This is a genomic window from Pedobacter sp. BS3, assembly GCF_008274585.1.
Taxonomy (GTDB): Bacteria; Bacteroidota; Bacteroidia; order Sphingobacteriales; family Sphingobacteriaceae; genus Hufsiella_A.
In genome coordinates this window covers 49211-65267 of sequence record NZ_VTRT01000007.1, presented here as the reverse complement: position 1 = coordinate 65267, position 16057 = coordinate 49211, and the positions used below count along the sequence as shown (strand labels likewise).

Annotated in this window: 28 protein-coding genes; 2 read left to right on the top strand and 26 right to left on the bottom strand. The window is 41.6% G+C overall.

Going from position 1 to position 16057, the window contains the following annotated elements; translation table 11 throughout:
* Positions 1–22: 22 nt before the first annotated feature.
* From rpsM to FW774_RS16915, 26 genes are all read right to left on the bottom strand, one after another.
* The gene (rpsM, locus tag FW774_RS17040; protein ID WP_149349428.1) at positions 23–400 is read right to left on the bottom strand and encodes a 30S ribosomal protein S13; all 378 of its coding nucleotides are present in this window, start codon (positions 398–400) and stop codon (positions 23–25) included.
* Between the two features lie 77 nt (positions 401–477).
* Positions 478–594 (bottom strand): 50S ribosomal protein L36, encoded by a 117-nt coding sequence (rpmJ, locus tag FW774_RS17035; RefSeq protein WP_008506259.1) that lies wholly within the window; start codon positions 592–594, stop codon positions 478–480.
* Between the two features lies 1 nt (position 595).
* Positions 596–814 (bottom strand): translation initiation factor IF-1, encoded by a 219-nt coding sequence (gene infA, locus FW774_RS17030; protein ID WP_079643278.1) that lies wholly within the window; start codon positions 812–814, stop codon positions 596–598.
* Positions 815–887: 73 nt separating this feature from the next.
* Entirely contained in the window at positions 888–1673 is a 786-nt protein-coding gene (gene map / locus FW774_RS17025; RefSeq protein WP_149349427.1) for a type I methionyl aminopeptidase, read from the bottom strand.
* Positions 1674–1680: 7 nt separating this feature from the next.
* On the bottom strand, positions 1681–3018 hold the full coding sequence (gene secY / locus FW774_RS17020) for a preprotein translocase subunit SecY (RefSeq protein WP_149349426.1): 1338 nt from the start codon (positions 3016–3018) through the stop codon (positions 1681–1683).
* Positions 3019–3021: 3 nt separating this feature from the next.
* A complete protein-coding gene (gene rplO, locus FW774_RS17015; RefSeq protein ID WP_149349425.1) occupies positions 3022–3468 on the bottom strand; it encodes a 50S ribosomal protein L15 in 447 nt (148 codons plus the stop codon).
* A 2-nt stretch (positions 3469–3470) separates the two neighbouring features.
* Positions 3471–3650, bottom strand: coding sequence for a 50S ribosomal protein L30 (gene rpmD / locus FW774_RS17010; protein WP_149349424.1), 180 nt, complete (start codon positions 3648–3650; stop codon positions 3471–3473).
* 4 nt (positions 3651–3654) lie between these two features.
* Complete coding sequence (gene rpsE, locus FW774_RS17005; protein ID WP_149349423.1) at positions 3655–4173, bottom strand: 30S ribosomal protein S5; 519 nt, start codon at positions 4171–4173, stop codon at positions 3655–3657.
* A gap of 45 nt (positions 4174–4218) precedes the next feature.
* Positions 4219–4578, bottom strand: coding sequence for a 50S ribosomal protein L18 (gene rplR / locus FW774_RS17000; RefSeq protein WP_410522746.1), 360 nt, complete (start codon positions 4576–4578; stop codon positions 4219–4221).
* Positions 4575–5132 (bottom strand): 50S ribosomal protein L6, encoded by a 558-nt coding sequence (gene rplF, locus FW774_RS16995; RefSeq protein ID WP_149349421.1) that lies wholly within the window; start codon positions 5130–5132, stop codon positions 4575–4577. The genes rplR and rplF overlap by 4 nt, the downstream gene beginning before the upstream one ends.
* An 18-nt stretch (positions 5133–5150) precedes the next feature.
* Complete coding sequence (gene rpsH / locus FW774_RS16990) at positions 5151–5552, bottom strand: 30S ribosomal protein S8 (RefSeq protein WP_149349420.1); 402 nt, start codon at positions 5550–5552, stop codon at positions 5151–5153.
* 161 nt (positions 5553–5713) lie between these two features.
* Positions 5714–5983, bottom strand: a complete 270-nt coding sequence (rpsN, locus tag FW774_RS16985; RefSeq protein ID WP_149349419.1) for a 30S ribosomal protein S14 — start codon at positions 5981–5983, stop codon at positions 5714–5716.
* Positions 5976–6536, bottom strand: a complete 561-nt coding sequence (gene rplE / locus FW774_RS16980; RefSeq protein ID WP_149349418.1) for a 50S ribosomal protein L5 — start codon at positions 6534–6536, stop codon at positions 5976–5978. The genes rpsN and rplE overlap by 8 nt, the downstream gene beginning before the upstream one ends.
* A complete protein-coding gene (rplX, locus tag FW774_RS16975) occupies positions 6536–6880 on the bottom strand; it encodes a 50S ribosomal protein L24 (RefSeq protein WP_149349417.1) in 345 nt (114 codons plus the stop codon). Before rplX ends, rplE begins: the two co-directional genes overlap by 1 nt.
* 1 nt (position 6881) lies before the next feature.
* Positions 6882–7250 (bottom strand): 50S ribosomal protein L14, encoded by a 369-nt coding sequence (gene rplN / locus FW774_RS16970; protein ID WP_149349416.1) that lies wholly within the window; start codon positions 7248–7250, stop codon positions 6882–6884.
* A 1-nt stretch (position 7251) separates the two neighbouring features.
* Positions 7252–7506 carry a 30S ribosomal protein S17 gene (gene rpsQ, locus FW774_RS16965; protein WP_149349415.1) on the bottom strand — a complete coding sequence of 85 codons (255 nt, stop codon included), beginning with the start codon at positions 7504–7506 and terminating at the stop codon, positions 7252–7254.
* Positions 7507–7517: 11 nt separating this feature from the next.
* A complete protein-coding gene (gene rpmC / locus FW774_RS16960; protein WP_149349414.1) occupies positions 7518–7751 on the bottom strand; it encodes a 50S ribosomal protein L29 in 234 nt (77 codons plus the stop codon).
* A gap of 86 nt (positions 7752–7837) precedes the next feature.
* Entirely contained in the window at positions 7838–8260 is a 423-nt protein-coding gene (gene rplP / locus FW774_RS16955) for a 50S ribosomal protein L16 (protein WP_149349413.1), read from the bottom strand.
* Between the two features lie 42 nt (positions 8261–8302).
* A complete protein-coding gene (rpsC, locus tag FW774_RS16950) occupies positions 8303–9094 on the bottom strand; it encodes a 30S ribosomal protein S3 (protein ID WP_149349412.1) in 792 nt (263 codons plus the stop codon).
* A gap of 6 nt (positions 9095–9100) precedes the next feature.
* A complete protein-coding gene (gene rplV, locus FW774_RS16945) occupies positions 9101–9463 on the bottom strand; it encodes a 50S ribosomal protein L22 (RefSeq protein ID WP_149349411.1) in 363 nt (120 codons plus the stop codon).
* A 3-nt stretch (positions 9464–9466) separates the two neighbouring features.
* Complete coding sequence (rpsS, locus tag FW774_RS16940; RefSeq protein ID WP_149349410.1) at positions 9467–9733, bottom strand: 30S ribosomal protein S19; 267 nt, start codon at positions 9731–9733, stop codon at positions 9467–9469.
* Positions 9733–10557, bottom strand: a complete 825-nt coding sequence (rplB, locus tag FW774_RS16935) for a 50S ribosomal protein L2 (protein WP_149349409.1) — start codon at positions 10555–10557, stop codon at positions 9733–9735. Before rplB ends, rpsS begins: the two co-directional genes overlap by 1 nt.
* A 6-nt stretch (positions 10558–10563) precedes the next feature.
* A complete protein-coding gene (rplW, locus tag FW774_RS16930; RefSeq protein ID WP_149349408.1) occupies positions 10564–10854 on the bottom strand; it encodes a 50S ribosomal protein L23 in 291 nt (96 codons plus the stop codon).
* A 1-nt stretch (position 10855) separates the two neighbouring features.
* Entirely contained in the window at positions 10856–11485 is a 630-nt protein-coding gene (rplD, locus tag FW774_RS16925; RefSeq protein ID WP_149349407.1) for a 50S ribosomal protein L4, read from the bottom strand.
* A gap of 4 nt (positions 11486–11489) precedes the next feature.
* Positions 11490–12107, bottom strand: a complete 618-nt coding sequence (rplC, locus tag FW774_RS16920) for a 50S ribosomal protein L3 (protein WP_149349406.1) — start codon at positions 12105–12107, stop codon at positions 11490–11492.
* A 376-nt stretch (positions 12108–12483) separates the two neighbouring features.
* On the bottom strand, positions 12484–13806 hold the full coding sequence (locus FW774_RS16915) for a T9SS type A sorting domain-containing protein (RefSeq protein ID WP_149349405.1): 1323 nt from the start codon (positions 13804–13806) through the stop codon (positions 12484–12486).
* Between the two features lie 286 nt (positions 13807–14092).
* Between FW774_RS16915 and FW774_RS16910 the strand changes: the two genes are divergently transcribed.
* Together FW774_RS16910 and FW774_RS16905 are read left to right on the top strand one after the other, a co-directional pair.
* Entirely contained in the window at positions 14093–15283 is a 1191-nt protein-coding gene (locus FW774_RS16910) for a sensor histidine kinase (RefSeq protein WP_149349404.1), read from the top strand.
* A complete protein-coding gene (locus FW774_RS16905) occupies positions 15280–15981 on the top strand; it encodes a response regulator (RefSeq protein WP_149349403.1) in 702 nt (233 codons plus the stop codon). The genes FW774_RS16910 and FW774_RS16905 overlap by 4 nt, the downstream gene beginning before the upstream one ends.
* The last annotated feature ends 76 nt before the right edge of the window (positions 15982–16057 follow it).

The following is a 16057-nucleotide window of genomic DNA, read 5'->3' as shown; positions in this document are numbered from 1 at the left end:
GGTATTGAATATACCTTATTTACTATTTAGTAGCTTTTTTCTTGTTAGCAACTGTCTTACGTTTACCTTTCCGGGTACGGGTATTATTTTTGGTGCGCTGACCACGTACAGGTAATCCTTTACGATGACGCAAGCCGCGGTAACATCCGATATCCATCAAACGTTTAATATTTAACTGAACTTCAGAACGCAAAGCTCCTTCTACCTTGATCTGGTCGTTAATAATACTACGGATTGATGCTAATTGCTCATCGGTCCAGTCTTGTACCTTTACATCATAGCTAATACCAGCCTGATCTAAAATGCTTTGAGCCGTAGATCTGCCGATACCATAAATGTAGGTAAGCCCGATTTCTCCTCTTTTGTTTCTTGGTAAATCAATACCTGATATCCTTGCCATATTCTTTTTTAGCGATTTATATTCACGATCTCAGATCTTAGGAATTATAATTCGTAGATCTGAAATCAAAAATGATGTTATCCCTGACGTTGCTTGTATTTAGGGTTTTTCTTGTTGATTACATACAACTTCCCTTTGCGGCGAATAATTTTGCAATCAGCGCTACGTTTTTTGATGGATGCTCTAACTTTCATCTTATTTATATCTATACGTTATCCTACCTTTAGTTAAATCATAAGGAGACATTTCTAATTTTACTTTATCGCCAGGCAGAATTTTGATGTAGTGCATGCGCATTTTGCCCGAAATATGTGCAATAATTTCGTGCCCGTTTTCCAGCTCTACACGAAACATCGCATTAGATAATGCTTCTTTAATGACTCCGTCTTGTTCAATAGAGGCTTGTTTAGCCATATATTTTACTGATTTTTACTTAATTAACCCGCCATGAACGGGGATGCAAAATTAAATAAAAATATTTTAATTTCTACTTTTTTGTTTTTAAAACTTCTTCAATGCACGAAAAGGTCGACAAAATGTCCGGAGCTCCTTTCCTGATGGCCACCGTATGCTCATAATGTGCCGATGGCAATCCGTCTACTGTGCTCACCGTCCAGCCGTCTTTCCAGAACTTAACCCCTGCCCGCTTCATGTTGATCATCGGTTCTATGGCCAGCACCATGCCTTCTTCCAGCTTGGTACCGGAACCGCGTTTACCGTAATTGGGAACCTCGGGGCGTTCATGTAGCTGAAATCCAACGCCATGACCCACAAGCTCCCGTACTACGCCGTACCCGTTCTTCTCGGCATGTTCCTGCACGGCATATCCGATATCACCCAAACGCATCCCCACAACAGCTTTATTAACACCAAGCGTTAAACACTCTTTGGTTACTTCCATCAGCCGCAGTGTTTCAGGTGCTACTTCGCCTATGGCAAATGTATAAGCAGAATCACCCACAAACTTGTTGAGTATTACGCCGCAATCCACCGATACAATATCGCCGTCTTTCAGTTCGTAATCTCCCGGAAAGCCGTGTACTACCTGATCGTTTAACGAAATGCACAGTGAATACGGAAATCCGTTATAGTTTAAAAATGCCGGAATACCACCGTGATCACGGATATACGTTTCGGCCAGATTGTTTAGTGTTATCGTTTTAACACCTGCGTCAATAACTTTAGCTATTTCAGCAAGTGTTTCAGATACCAGCAAAGAACTCTGTCTTATAAGCTCTATCTCTTCGGCAGACTTATAAAGAATTTTACCCATTATATCTTTAGATTCCCGGACCGGCAGTGTTGGCAGCCATAGGCGTACTACGACCTTTCACCCTGCCCGATTTCATTAACCCGTCGTAATGGCGCATCAGTAAATGGCTTTCTATCTGCTGAAGCGTATCTAACACCACACCAACCAGGATCAGCAATGAAGTGCCGCCGTAGAAATGTGCGAATTGGCTGTTTACACCTAACTTGCTTGCAAACGAAGGCAGTATGGCGATAATAGCCAGAAATATAGATCCTGGTAATGTTATTTTTGAGATAACAGCATCAATGAAATCGCCGGTGGTTTTACCTGGTTTAATACCCGGAATGAAACCACCATTCTTTTTCATGTCATCAGACATCTGAACCGGGTTTACCGTAATAGCTGTATAAAAGAACGTGAACGCTATGATCATGATAGCAAACGTAACATTATACGCTACCGAAGTGTAATTGCTGAGCTGGGTTAAGAATGATCCCTGCATAGACGGGAAAAATTGCGCCAGTGTAGCCGGGATAAACATGATGGCCTGTGCAAAGATGATAGGCATTACACCGGCAGCATTTACTTTTAAAGGTATATACTGACGTACGCCACCATACTGTTTGTTACCAACAATTTTTTTGGCATACTGTACCGGTATCTTACGTGTTCCCTGTACAATTAAAATGGTAAATATTACCACAAAGAATAAGGCGATCAATTCTACCAGGAATGGGATCAATCCTCCGTTGCCTTCCATACGCGAAGCAAATTCCTGGATCAAACCACTGGGCAATGAAGCAATAATACCAACCATGATGATCAGTGAGATACCATTGCCAATACCTTTATCAGTGATCTTCTCACCCAGCCACATTACAAACAATGTACCCGCTGTTAAGATCAACGTTGATGATATAGTAAACAATGGCTCGCCCATTATTTTAGCATCAGGTGTAATTTGAGAGCGTACGTAGGCTACTGCCTGTAAAGCTGTAATAATTACAGTCAGATAACGCGTAATCTGGTTGAGCTTCTTTTGGCCGCTCTCACCTTCTTTCTGCATTTTCTGGAACTGTGGAACGGCTATTCCCAATAGCTGCACTACGATAGATGCCGAAATGTAAGGCATTACTCCCAGTGCAAAAATAGATGCACGGGAGAATGATCCACCCGCAAACATATTCAACAACCCGAGTAAGCCTTCTTTGGCTTTCTGATTGTGTAACACATTAGCATCTACACCAGGCAGCACTACGAATGAGCCTATCCTGTAAATTAAAAGAAATAAGAGTGTGTTTAAAATACGCACTCTTAAATCCTCGATTTTCCAAATATTGGATAACGTTGTGAACAGCTTCTTCATTAATTACAATTTAACAATTGCACCACCGGCCGCTTCGATTGATTTTTGTGCGGCAGCTGAAAATGCATGGGCTTTAACTTCCAGTTTGCTTTTAAGTTCGCCTCTTCCCAGTATCTTCACCAAATCATTTTTCGAAACCAATCCGTGAGATTTTAAGATATCGAAATCAATGGCCTGTAAGTTAAATTTTTCTGACAAGCTTTGCAACACATCCAGGTTAATTCCTACGTATTCAACACGGTTAATGTTTTTGAAACCAACCTTAGGAATACGTCTTTGAAGCGGCATCTGCCCTCCTTCAAAACCAACCTTGGTTGTTGTACCTGAACGGGAACCAGCACCTTTATGTCCGCGTGTTGAAGTACCACCCCGACCAGAACCGGTACCACGACCAATGCGTTTGCTATTTTTAGTTGAACCTGCTGCAGGTTTTAAGTTACTTAAGTTCATGATTAAATGCTTTCTACTGCTACTAAATGATTAACTTTTCTTACCATCCCGATAATAGCCGGGGTAGCTTCTACTTCTACAGACTGGTTTATTTTTCTTAAACCCAGAGCCTGCATGGTTTTCTTCTGGCGTTCGCTTCTGTCGATAACGCTTTTAGTTTGTGTTATTCTGATCTTAGCCATGATATTATCCGTTAAAAACTTTACCTAAATCCACACCACGGTGTTGAGCTACAGTGTAGGCATCACGTAATTGTGATAAGGCGGCAACCGTAGCTTTTACCACGTTATGCGGGTTTGACGAACCTTTTGATTTAGCCAATACGTTGTGAATACCTGCGCTTTCAAGCACAGCACGCATGGCACCGCCGGCAATAACACCGGTACCGTTAGCAGCAGGTTTTACAAATACGAAACCTCCTGAAAATTTACCATATTGCTCATGAGGCACTGTACCATTAATGATCGGAACCTTTACCAGGTTCTTTTTGGCATCATCAACACCTTTTGCAATGGCTTCGGTTACCTCTTTTGCTTTACCAAGACCATAACCTACCACACCATTTTCATCGCCTACCACTACGATGGCAGAAAAGCTGAATGTACGGCCCCCTTTAGTAACTTTGGCAACACGCTGAATACTTACCAGGCGATCTTTCAATTCAATTTCGCTGGACTTTACTCTCTTTATATTAATTGTTGACATTTTCTTTAGTGTATGTGTGATTGCACCGATGTAATCTGTGAATCGTTAAAAATTTAAACCAGCTTCACGTGCACCTTCAGCCAGTGACTTTACACGTCCGTGATACAAATAACCGTTTCTATCAAAAACAACGTCTTTTATACCAGCAGCAAGGGCCTTGGCAGCAACAAGCTTTCCAACTTCTTTAGATTGCTCGATCTTTGTGCCTTTGCCGGCAAAATCTTTCGATGCAGACGATGCTGATACTAAGGTTTTGCCTTGAACATCATCTATAATCTGGGCATATATTCCTTTATTGCTTCTGAAAACTGATAACCGTGGACGCTCAGCAGATCCGGCTAATCTCTTTCTGATACCTTTTTTAATTCGCTCTCTGCGAGATAATTTACTTGCCATGATGATTATTTTTTAGATGCTGATTTACCTGCTTTTCTTCTTAACTCTTCACCAACAAATTTAACACCTTTACCCTTATACGGCTCAGGAGCACGTAAAGAACGTATTTTGGCAGCAACCTGACCAAGCAATTGCTTGTCAATACTTTCTAAAATAATTGTTGGGTTTTTACCTTTTTCGGCAGTAGTGGTTACCTTAATTTCTTTGGGTAACTCAAACACGTAGTGGTGAGAATATCCTAAAACCAAATCCAGCGTATTTCCCTGGTTGGTGGCACGGTAACCCACACCCACTAACTCCTGCTCGGTTTTATATCCTTCGGTAACACCTTTTACCATGTTAAATAATAAGGCACGGTAAAGGCCATGAAGGGCCTTATGACGTTTCTGATCTGACGGACGGCTTACCAGCAATTGTCCGTCTTGCTGGCTAACGGTGATATCGCCGTCTATACGCTGTGACAATTCGCCTTTAGGGCCTTTCACAGTAACCAGATTATCGTTAGATATGTTGATAGTTACTCCACCTGGTATAGCTATCGGCGCTTTTCCTACTCTTGACATTACTAAGTTCTCCTGTTATTAATATACGTAACACAAAACTTCGCCGCCGATATTCAGGTTTCTGGCTTCTTTATCGGTCATAACACCTTTAGAAGTAGACAGGATAGCGATCCCTAAACCGTTTAATACTCGTGGCATTTTCTCAACACCTGCATACTTTCTCAAACCTGGTTTACTCACACGGGTTAATGTGCGAATAGCAGGAACTTTTGTTATCGGATGATATTTCAAAGCGATCTTAATTACGCCTTGTACGTTCACACCATCTTCAAACTTGTAGTTCGTGATGTAACCTTTGTCAAAAAGTACTTTGGTAATTTCCTTTTTGAGGTTTGATGCAGGAATTTCTACAACCCTGTGGTTGGCCTTAATGGCATTCCTTACTCTTGTAAGATAATCTGCTATTGGATCTGTATTCATTTTATTGTTTTATGATGGTGGTTTCCTTTTGCAGGACCTGCCATCGGTTAATATTAGCCTCTCCTAAATCCTCTCCAAAGGAGAGGACTTTTTTTATATTCTGTTTCAAATCGGGACTACACAACTCCCTCTTCCGCCAACTGGCGGAGCCGAAGTGAGGTCTACCAGCTTGCTTTCTTTACTCCGGGGATTTTGCCGGCAAGGGCCATTTCACGAAAAGTTACACGTGAAATACCGAACTGGCGCATATATCCGCGTGGACGACCGGTTAATTTACAACGGTTGTGCAAACGTACCGGAGAAGCGTTTTTAGGCAATTTGTCTAATGCTTCATATTCACCTGCAGCCTTTAAAGCTTCTCTTTTTTGTGCGTATTTGGCAACTAATTTCGCACGCTTTACTTCACGTGCCTTGATACCTTCTTTAGCCATTATTCTGATTTTTAAATGGTAAACCAAATTGCTTCAGTAACTCTAATGCTTCAACATCTGTTTTGGCAGAAGTTACAAATGTAATATCCATACCCATGATCTTATTGATCTTGTCAATATTGATCTCGGGGAAGATGATCTGCTCGGAAATTCCTAATGTATAGTTTCCGTGTCCGTCAAAGCCTTTATCGTTAATGCCTTTGAAATCGCGGATACGCGGTAAAGCCACAGCAATTAACCGATCCAGGAACTCGTACATATTGTTATCACGCAACGTTACACGCACACCAATAGGCATACCTTTACGTAATTTGAAGTTCGAGATATCCTTTTTAGATTTAGCTGCAACAGCCTGCTGACCGGTAATGGTAGTGAGCTCGTTAATAGCGTTCTCAATTAACTTTTTATCGGTCGAAGCTGCACCAACGCCCTGGTTAATAGCTATTTTTTGCAGCTTTGGAACCTGCATTACGCTTTTATACTGAAACTTATCTTTCAGCGCAGCACGTATATCGCTTTGATATTTTGTTTTTAATCTTGGTACGTAAGTCATTACTTAATTTCCTCCCCTGATTTTTTAGCTACCCGAACCAGTTTGCCATCAGCATTCAGCTTTCTGCCTACACGTGTGGGCTTGCCTGATTTTGCATCAATAAGCATTAAGTTTGATATATGGATAGGAGCTTCTTTTTTAATGATACCTCCGTTTGGATTGGCAGCATTTGGCTTAGTATGCCGGGAAACAATATTAGCACCTTCTACAAGGGCACGGTTATCTTTAATGATAACTTCCAATACTTTTCCCTGCTTACCTTTAGAGTCGCCTGATATGATTTGTACTAAATCGCCTTTACGGATCTTCAATTTAGCAGGTTTTGCTTGTTTACTATTTGCCATTTTACAATACCTCCGGTGCTAATGATACAATTTTCATGAACTGCTTTTCACGCAACTCTCTCGCTACAGGCCCGAAAATACGGGTACCACGTGGCTCATCCTGGTTGTTCAGCAACACGGCCGCGTTATCGTCAAAACGGATATATGAGCCGTCTTTACGTCTAACTTCTTTTTTGGTGCGTACTACAACTGCCTTAGATACAGTTCCTTTTTTGATGTTACCAGATGGAAGCGCACTTTTAACGGTTACAACGATCTTATCGCCCAGGGAAGCATAACGCTTTCCGGTACCGCCTAACACACGGATCACTAAAACCTCTTTAGCGCCGCTGTTATCAGCTACATTCAGTCTTGATTCCTGTTGTACCATGTTACTTAGCCCTTTCTAAAATTTCAACCAACCTCCAGTTTTTTGTCTTACTCAGCGGACGAGTTTCCATGATTTGTACAGTATCACCGATACCACACTCGTTTTTCTCGTCATGAGCCATAAATTTGGTAGTTTTCTTTACGAACTTACCATAGATCGGGTGTTTCACTTTACGCTCTACAGCAACTACAATGGATTTATCCATCTTATTGCTTACAACCAGCCCGATACGTGTTTTTCTTAATTGTCTTTCCATTTCGACTGTTATTATTCTGTTTCAGAAGCGGACTCTGACTCGGCAGAAGCCTTAGCTTCCGCTTTGCGCTTAGTCAATTCTGTATTTAAACGTGCGATGTCTTTTCTAACCTTGCTAATGCGGGAAGGATTCTCGATAGCAGATACGGCATGCGCAAATTTTAATCTGGTGAGATTGGCTTTTTCTTCGCTGATGCGGGATACAATCTCGTCTGTTGATAGCTCTAAAATTTCTGAGGTCTTCATCTTTTCTAAGTTTTAAGTTGTAGGTTTTAAGTTTTAAGTTTAAGTTGTGCACCTATAACATATCACCTAACACCTATCACTCCTCTTTATGCTTCTACGTAATCTCTACGTACTACAAATTTTGTTTGTACCGGTAATTTCTGAGCTGCCAGGCGCAATGCTTCCTTAGCTACTTCTAAAGGCACACCTTCGGCCTCAAAAATCATTCTTCCGGGACGCACTACCGCTACCCAATACTCGGGAGCACCTTTACCTTTACCCATCCGTACTTCGGCAGGTTTTTTGGTAACCGGTTTGTCCGGGAAAATGCGGATCCACACCTGGCCTTCACGTTTCATGAAACGTGTTACGGCAATACGTGCAGCTTCTATCTGACGGCTGGTGATCCAGGCCGGTTCTAATGATTTTATTCCGAAAGAACCAAATGCAAGGTCAGCACCGCGGGTGGCCAGGCCCTTCATGCGGCCTTTCTGCATTTTTCTGAACTTCGTTCTCTTTGGCTGTAACATGTTCGTATCTATTAATCGTTAAAACGATATCCTTAACTTAAATTATTTCTTTCCTTTGAAACCGCCACGACCGCCACCACGACGTTCGCCACGACCTTCTCCGCCTCTTCTGTCTCCGCCACGACGCTCGCCGCCACCAAATGAGGCAGCACCTTCACCACGACCTTTTACATTAGATGTCTGGCCAATGTTCGGAGAAAGATCACGTTTGCCATAAACTTCGCCTTTGCAGATCCACACCTTGATACCAATTTTACCATAGGTAGTGTATGCTTCTGACAATGCGTAATCAATATCGGCACGGAAGGTGTGTAACGGAATGCGTCCTTCTTTATATTGCTCGGTACGGGCCATTTCAGCGCCGCCCAAACGTCCGGAACACATTACTTTAATTCCTTCTGCACCCATACGCATGGTTGATGCAATGGCTGTTTTCATCGCACGACGGAAAGAAATACGGGCCTCTAATTGCTTGGCAATACCTTCGCCAACCAATTGAGCGTCAAGCTCAGGACGTTTGATTTCGAAGATATTGATCTGAACGTCTTTCCTGGTCAGTTTCTTTAACTCTTCTTTTACCTTGTCTACTTCCTGACCGCCTTTACCAATTACAATACCCGGACGGGCAGTGTGAATGGTAACGGTTATACGTTTTAATGTACGCTCGATAACTACTTTAGAGATACCGCCTTTGGTTATACGTGCAGCTAAGTATTTCCTTATTTTTTCATCTTCAACTAATTTATCGGAGTAGTTGTTGCCACCGAACCAGTTAGAATCCCAACCTTTGATGATTCCTAATCTGTTACCTATTGGATGTGCTTTTTGTCCCATTTCTCCTTAATTAGCTTGAGATTCTACATTTTTACTATCAACTACCAAAGTTACGTGGTTAGAACGCTTGCGGATTCTGTAACCACGACCTTGCGGAGCTGGTCTTAAGCGCTTTAACTGGCGACCGCCATCAACAAAAACGGTTTTTACAAATAAGCCACTGTCTTCAGGACGTTGTCCTTCATTTTTGGCTTCCCAGTTTTTGATGGCAGACAACAGGAGTTTCTCAACTCGTTGTGCCGCTTCTTTATTGGTATACTTTAAAATGTATAGCGCTTTTTCTACACGCTCTCCACGGATAAGGTCAACAACTAACCTCATTTTACGCGGAGATGTAGGGCAATTATTTAATTTTGCTATTGCTTCCATTGCTTATTTTTTCTTTTCAGCGTGACCTCTAAATGTCCTGGTTGGAGCAAATTCTCCCAACTTGTGACCAACCATATTTTCAGTTACATATACCGGGATAAACTTGTTACCGTTATGTACTGCAAATGTATGACCAACGAAATCCGGAGAGATCATTGATCTGCGTGACCAGGTTTTAATGACAGACTTTTTGTTGCCTTCATTCATTGTATCAACCTTTTTAAGCAGGTTGTGGTCAATATAAGGTCCTTTTTTAATTGAACGAGCCATTATTTTTTCCTTCTCTCAATGATGTAACGATCAGATGTTTTCTTCTTGTCGCGGGTTTTGTAACCTTTGGCCAGTAATCCCTTACGTGAACGTGGGTGACCTCCTGAAGCGCGGCCTTCGCCACCACCCATCGGGTGATCTACCGGGTTCATGGCAACACCACGCACTCTTGGACGAACGCCTAACCAGCGTTTTCTACCGGCTTTACCTAATACTTCGTTTGCTTTCTCAGAATTAGATACTGTTCCGATGGTAGCCATGCAGCTTGCCAGGATCATCCGGGTTTCACCGGAAGGCATCTTAATAATGGCATACTTACCGTCGCGGGCAGAAAGCTGGGCATAAGTACCGGCGCTGCGTGCAATAGAAGCACCCTGACCGGGGTTCAGCTCAATGTTATGAATAACAGATCCAAGAGGGATATTTCTCAACGGCAGGGCATTTCCAACTTCGGGAGCTACCAGGTCGCCGGAAACAATGGTTTGGCCAACCTTTAATCCTTCCGGAGCGATAATGTACCGCTTTTCACCGTCGGCATAATGCACCAGTGCAATACGGGCTGTACGGTTCGGATCGTATTCAATTGTGGCAACAGTTGCGGGGATATCTTTTTTATCGCGTTTAAAATCTATCAATCGGTATGATTTTTTGTGTCCCCCACCGATGTAACGCATAGTCATTTTACCGGTATTATTTCTACCGCCTGACTTCTTGATAGATACTACCAATGATTTTTCGGGAACATTGGTTGTAACATCCGAATAATCGCCTCCTACGCGGAAACGAGTACCAGGGGTAACCGGTTTAAATCTTTTAACTGCCATTTCTAATTATATATTGCTGTAAAAGTCAATAGTTTCACCATCTTTCAACGTTACAATGGCTTTCTTGTATTTAGGGGTTTGACCCGATACAAATCCTGCTTTTGTATAACGTGATTTTGCTTTACCAGATACCACGATGGTGTTTATTGCCTGAATGTTTACACCATACATTTTTTCAATTGCAGATTTGATCTGCAGTTTGTTGGCTCTGTGATCTACTTTAAAAGCATAGCGGTTTAACTTTTCTGTTAAAATCGATGCTTTTTCTGTTAAAATAGGTTTCTTTAAAATTTCCATCTTAGCCGGCAAATGCCTCCTCCAAAGTTTTAACAGTTTCTGTAGTCAGCAAAAGTTTACCGGCATTCAGCACATCGTATGTATTTAACTGCGATGCTGTTACCACTTTCGCTTTCTTAATATTTCTGCTTGATAAATAGATATTATTATTTGCAGCGGGTAATACCAACAATGTTTTTTCGCCAGCCACCTTTAAATCGGCAATTAGCTTGGCGTAGTTTTTGGTTTTAACAGAATCAAAGCTGAAATCTTCTAAAACTACAATGTTGTTATCTTTTGCTTTGTAAGATAAGGCTGATTTACGAGCTAAAGACTTTAACTTTTTGTTCAGTTTAAAGCTGTAATCGCGGGGTTGAGGACCGAAAACACGGCCACCACCATTAAATAATGGCGATTTGATGTTACCGGCACGTGCACCGCCTGTACCTTTTTGCTTATGTAATTTGCGGGTTGAACCGGCAATCTCGTTACGCTGCTTAGCTTTGTGAGTACCCTGACGCTGATTGGCCAGATATTGTTTCACATCTAAATAGATCGCATGATCGTTGGGCTCTACACCGAAGATCGCATCAGGAAGCTGCACCTTGGCACCTGTTTCTTTACCTGAAATGTTTACTACGTTAACTTCCATCTTCTTACTTATCAACGATTACGAACGAACCCTTGGCTCCTGGAATCGAGCCGCTAACTACTAATAAATTTTGCTCGGGATAAACTTTCAGAACTTCCAGATTCTGAACTTTAACGCGGTCGCCACCGGTACGGCCTGCCATACGCATGCCTTTAAATACGCGTGAAGGCCATGACGATGCACCCAGTGAACCGGGAGCCCGCAGCCTGTTGTGCTGACCGTGGGTTTGCATACCAACACCGCCAAAACCATGACGTTTTACAACGCCCTGAAAGCCTTTACCTTTTGATGTACCTACTACATCTACAAAGTCGCCTTCGGCAAAGATCTCAACCGTAACGGTATCACCCAGTTGTTTTTTATCCTCAAAAGTTTTAAACTCCACCAGCTTGCGCTTTGGCGTTGTATTGGCTTTTGAGAAATGTCCCTTTAATGCAGCAGTGGTGTTTTTCTCTTTTTTCTCATCAAAACCCAGCTGAACTGCCTCGTAACCGTCTTTCTCGACGGTACGAACATGCGTAACTACGCATGGGCCAGCCTCGATCACCGTGCAGGGAATATTCTTTCCCTCCGCGTTGAAGATGCTGGTCATTCCTACTTTTTTTCCAATAATTCCTGACATTTTCTTTAATTCATTTTTGTCCATCGAAGCAGTAGGGCTTCGCTCAAGACATAGTAAACCCCTCGAAAGGGACGGCAAAGATAGGAATGTTTGATTAATTATCAAACACTTAGCGAGTTATTTTTTGAAGAAATATTATAGAGCCTTTTTGATGCGGCAATGAAGGTAAAAAGTAGAAGCGAATGAGGTAAAAGGAAAAGCCTTAAAACGCAAAACAATCAAGACTTCCGAAGTTCTCTTGTCTGTTGCAGATTAAACTTCAGAAGGTTCGTATTTATTCATAACGCTGGTACGAAGGGGTAGTTTTAGGACTTAACTTTGTCAACTTTCTGGCAAGCTGTACAGAAAGTTGACAAAGTTTTACCCCCTACCCGCCTTACAACTTCACTATTTTTCTGATTTCTACATCCATATTACCTTCAATACGTAACACATAAGTTCCGGCAGGGTAGTTTGCCAATGATATGGTTATAGATGTAGCCGATAAGTGTGGCTGTATAACCTGCAATATTTTACCGCTTACATCCACCAGTTTGATTGAGCTAACCGAAGCATCGTCCCAGTTAACCGTAACTTGGTTTGTGGTGGGGTTGGGGTGGAGGTTTAAGGTAGAAGGCGTAAGGTTTAAGGTTACCTGCCGAATGCCCAATTCCGTTGTCTTACCATTGTTGTCTATTTGCACTAATTTGTAATAGTTTGTGCCGTTTAGGGGATTTTTGTCTGTAAAGGTGTAAAAGGCGGAGGGTTGGAGGGCGGAAGGTGTTTGACTGCCTACTTCGCCTATCTTTACAAAAGTATCATCATCGCCACTACGATAAACCTCAAAGCCTTTGTTGTTCTGCTCTGATGCAGTTTGCCATTGCAGTTTGGCGTGGTTACCATCGGTTTTGGCTGTAAAGTTTACAAGGGTTACGGGCAACGTAACGTAGCAATCTGTGTTATAGTCTCCCGTTCCTTTTTGCCAATTGTATATTCTTGAGCCTGAATTTGCATAGGCAACATCATCTACCTGTATGCAGCTTAGGTTTGGATTGTTTTGTGCCTGCATGTGTTGCAATATTGTATTGTTCCCGTTTTTAACATTCAGCTTTGTTAATTCGTTATTGTAACAAAGTAAAATTTGTAATGCCGTATTTTGGCTTACATCCAGATTTATCAGTTGGTTACTGCTACATCTTAATTCTGTCAAAGCGGTATTCTGGCTTACATTCAGGTTTGTCAACTGGTTACCATCACAAAGTAAAACTTGTAATGCCGTATTTTGGGTTATATCCAGATTTGTCAGCTGGTTATTGACACAATTTAAATTTTCCAAAGCCTTATTCTGGGTTACATTCAGATTTGTCAGCTGATTTATAGAACAATTTAATTGTGTAATATTCACAAACGCTTCTATACCGGTAAGGTCGGCAATACCTTTACCGGAACAATCAATTGTTCCGGTAAATGCTTCCGCTTCAGAAACCTGTATTTCTTCATCTTCATTTTTATTGATGTCGGTATTGGCTACCAGATAGTTTTTGAAATTCTCATCGGGTATGGTCACGGTCTCCTGAGCATTCGCAAAACCCGGTGCCAATAAAAATAATAGACAGAAAAAGTAAAGTTTTGGGGGCATAAATTTTATTTTTCTTCCTGATACTGCTGTGATGCCCGGTTCGGTTGTTGTACTATGTAGCGAGGCATAAATTTTTTTCATTGTATTTAGAACTTTGATTAATTATTAAAGACTTAAGCCCAAAAGTAAACAGCCCCAAAATGCAATGCTAAGGTATTCAATGGTTTTGTATGTGAATACACGGTATTTGTATGTGAAAAGGACTTCGACAAGCTCAGTCTGACAAACGAACAATGATAAGCGAAGAACGATAGACGAAAAGCAAAACTCACATACATTTTTGCCCTGTTAACATACAATTTGGTACATCAACCATACAGGCCACAAAAAAATGTATAACTTGTAAAGGTCAAGCCTGCAAATATTTATGCTGAAATGGATTAAAAAGATACTGGATTTGGGAACGGATGCTGCCGCCCTCGCCCCGTACGAAAAACATTCGGTACGCTTGGTAAACACCATTTGTTTTTTCTCGGTACTATCCCAAATACTTGAGCATATTTTCACTTTCCAATTAAGAAGTACATGGTTAATTGTACATGGTGTTGTGTCCGATTTACTGGTAATTTTGGTGCTTTACCTCAACTACTGGCACAAAATACAGCTTGCCAAAGCACTTTTCAGCGGCCTGCTCATTGCCATTATGTTAACGGGGCCGTTTACCATTCCGCATTCCCTCAATGCTGAAGGGCTATACCTGGTGTTTTTGGTGTTTTTCTTTGCCATTTATACCGATGGCCGCCTGCTTGCCCTCTTTACGTTCATCACGGTATCCATCCTCTTGTTTTGGCATATTGCCGACAGCCATTCGCTGTTGCATCCGATCGTCCCTGTTGACAAAAACGAAGCTTTGCGTCTGGAAATTACCTATACGCTCATGATGGTGCTACTCATCATCATTGGTCTGCTTTCCTTTAAACAAAGTGCGTTGGATTATCAACGTGAGCTCACGCATAATATCGAACAAAAAGACATCCTTATTAAAGAAATCCACCACCGTGTTAAAAACAACCTGCAAGTGATAGTAAGTATGTTGGGCATTCAGGAAAACGACAAGCAACTGCCCGAAACCATTGCCATTATCAGGGATATAAAAGCTCGTGTGGTGGCCATGTCAACCGTACATAATAAGCTGTATGCCAAAAACGATTTCGAGTATATCGATTTGGATAGCTATGTGGATGAACTGGTGGAGCTTTTGCTGAATATGCACCAAAACAAGCAGACAGCGTTAGTTAAAAAAATAGCGATAGCACCACATAAAGCCGATTTAACCTACGCTATTCCATTAGGATTGATTATAGCCGAAGTTATTTCAAACGCTGTTAAATATGCCTTTAAACCCAACCAACCGGCCCTGTTGGAAATTATCGGGAAAAAATCGGGAAAGGCATATATACTCTCCATTAAAGATAACGGCGATGGGCTGAACATAGACACGCTTGAGCATAGCGGGCTCGGTTTTTTGCTGATTGATGTACTGTGCAAACAGATTGATGCCAAATTGGAACGCAAATCTGAAAATGGACTTGAAACCATTATTACTTTTACCGTATGAACAGTGAGGTAAGGATATTAATTGTAGAAGATGAATCCATTATTGCCGAAGAATTAAGGCGGATGATTATACGCTTGGGCTATCAGGTGGCAGGGGTCGCACATCGTTATCAGGAAGCGATTGCGCTCATGGAAAAACATTTGCCCAACCTCGTGCTATTGGACATTGGCCTAAATTACTCCCAAAACGATGGTATAGACTTAGCCTCTCACATTAACCATCTTTATAAGATACCGTTTATTTACATTACCGCCAATGCCGATATGGCCACTGTAAACCGGGCCAAAACCACCGAACCTGCCGCCTATATCACCAAACCTTTTAATGAGAGCGCCATATACAGCAATATAGAAGTAGTGCTGCATAAATATTTCTCGGGGAGTCCGTCAGAAACCATTATGGTAAAACAGGGCACTAAAAAGACAGTTATAAACTACCACCAGATTGTTTATTTAAAGGCGGATAATATGTATACTGAAATACATACCCTCGATAAAAAAACATATATCGTCCGGGAGTTTCTGAAATCGTTTTTAACCAAATTGGACAAGCCGTTTATGGTACAGGTACACCGTTCATACGCCATAAACAAAGCTTTTATGCAATCCTATACCGTCGACCATGTTTTTATAGCCGATATCAAACTTCCACTGGGCCATTTATACAAAAGCAATTTGGATTCGCCGGAAAACAGCTAAGGCTGAAGACTCAAAGCAGAAAGTAAATAAGCAATAACAGATTTTTGTTGTGTACCCCGGATTGTTTGTTTGATAA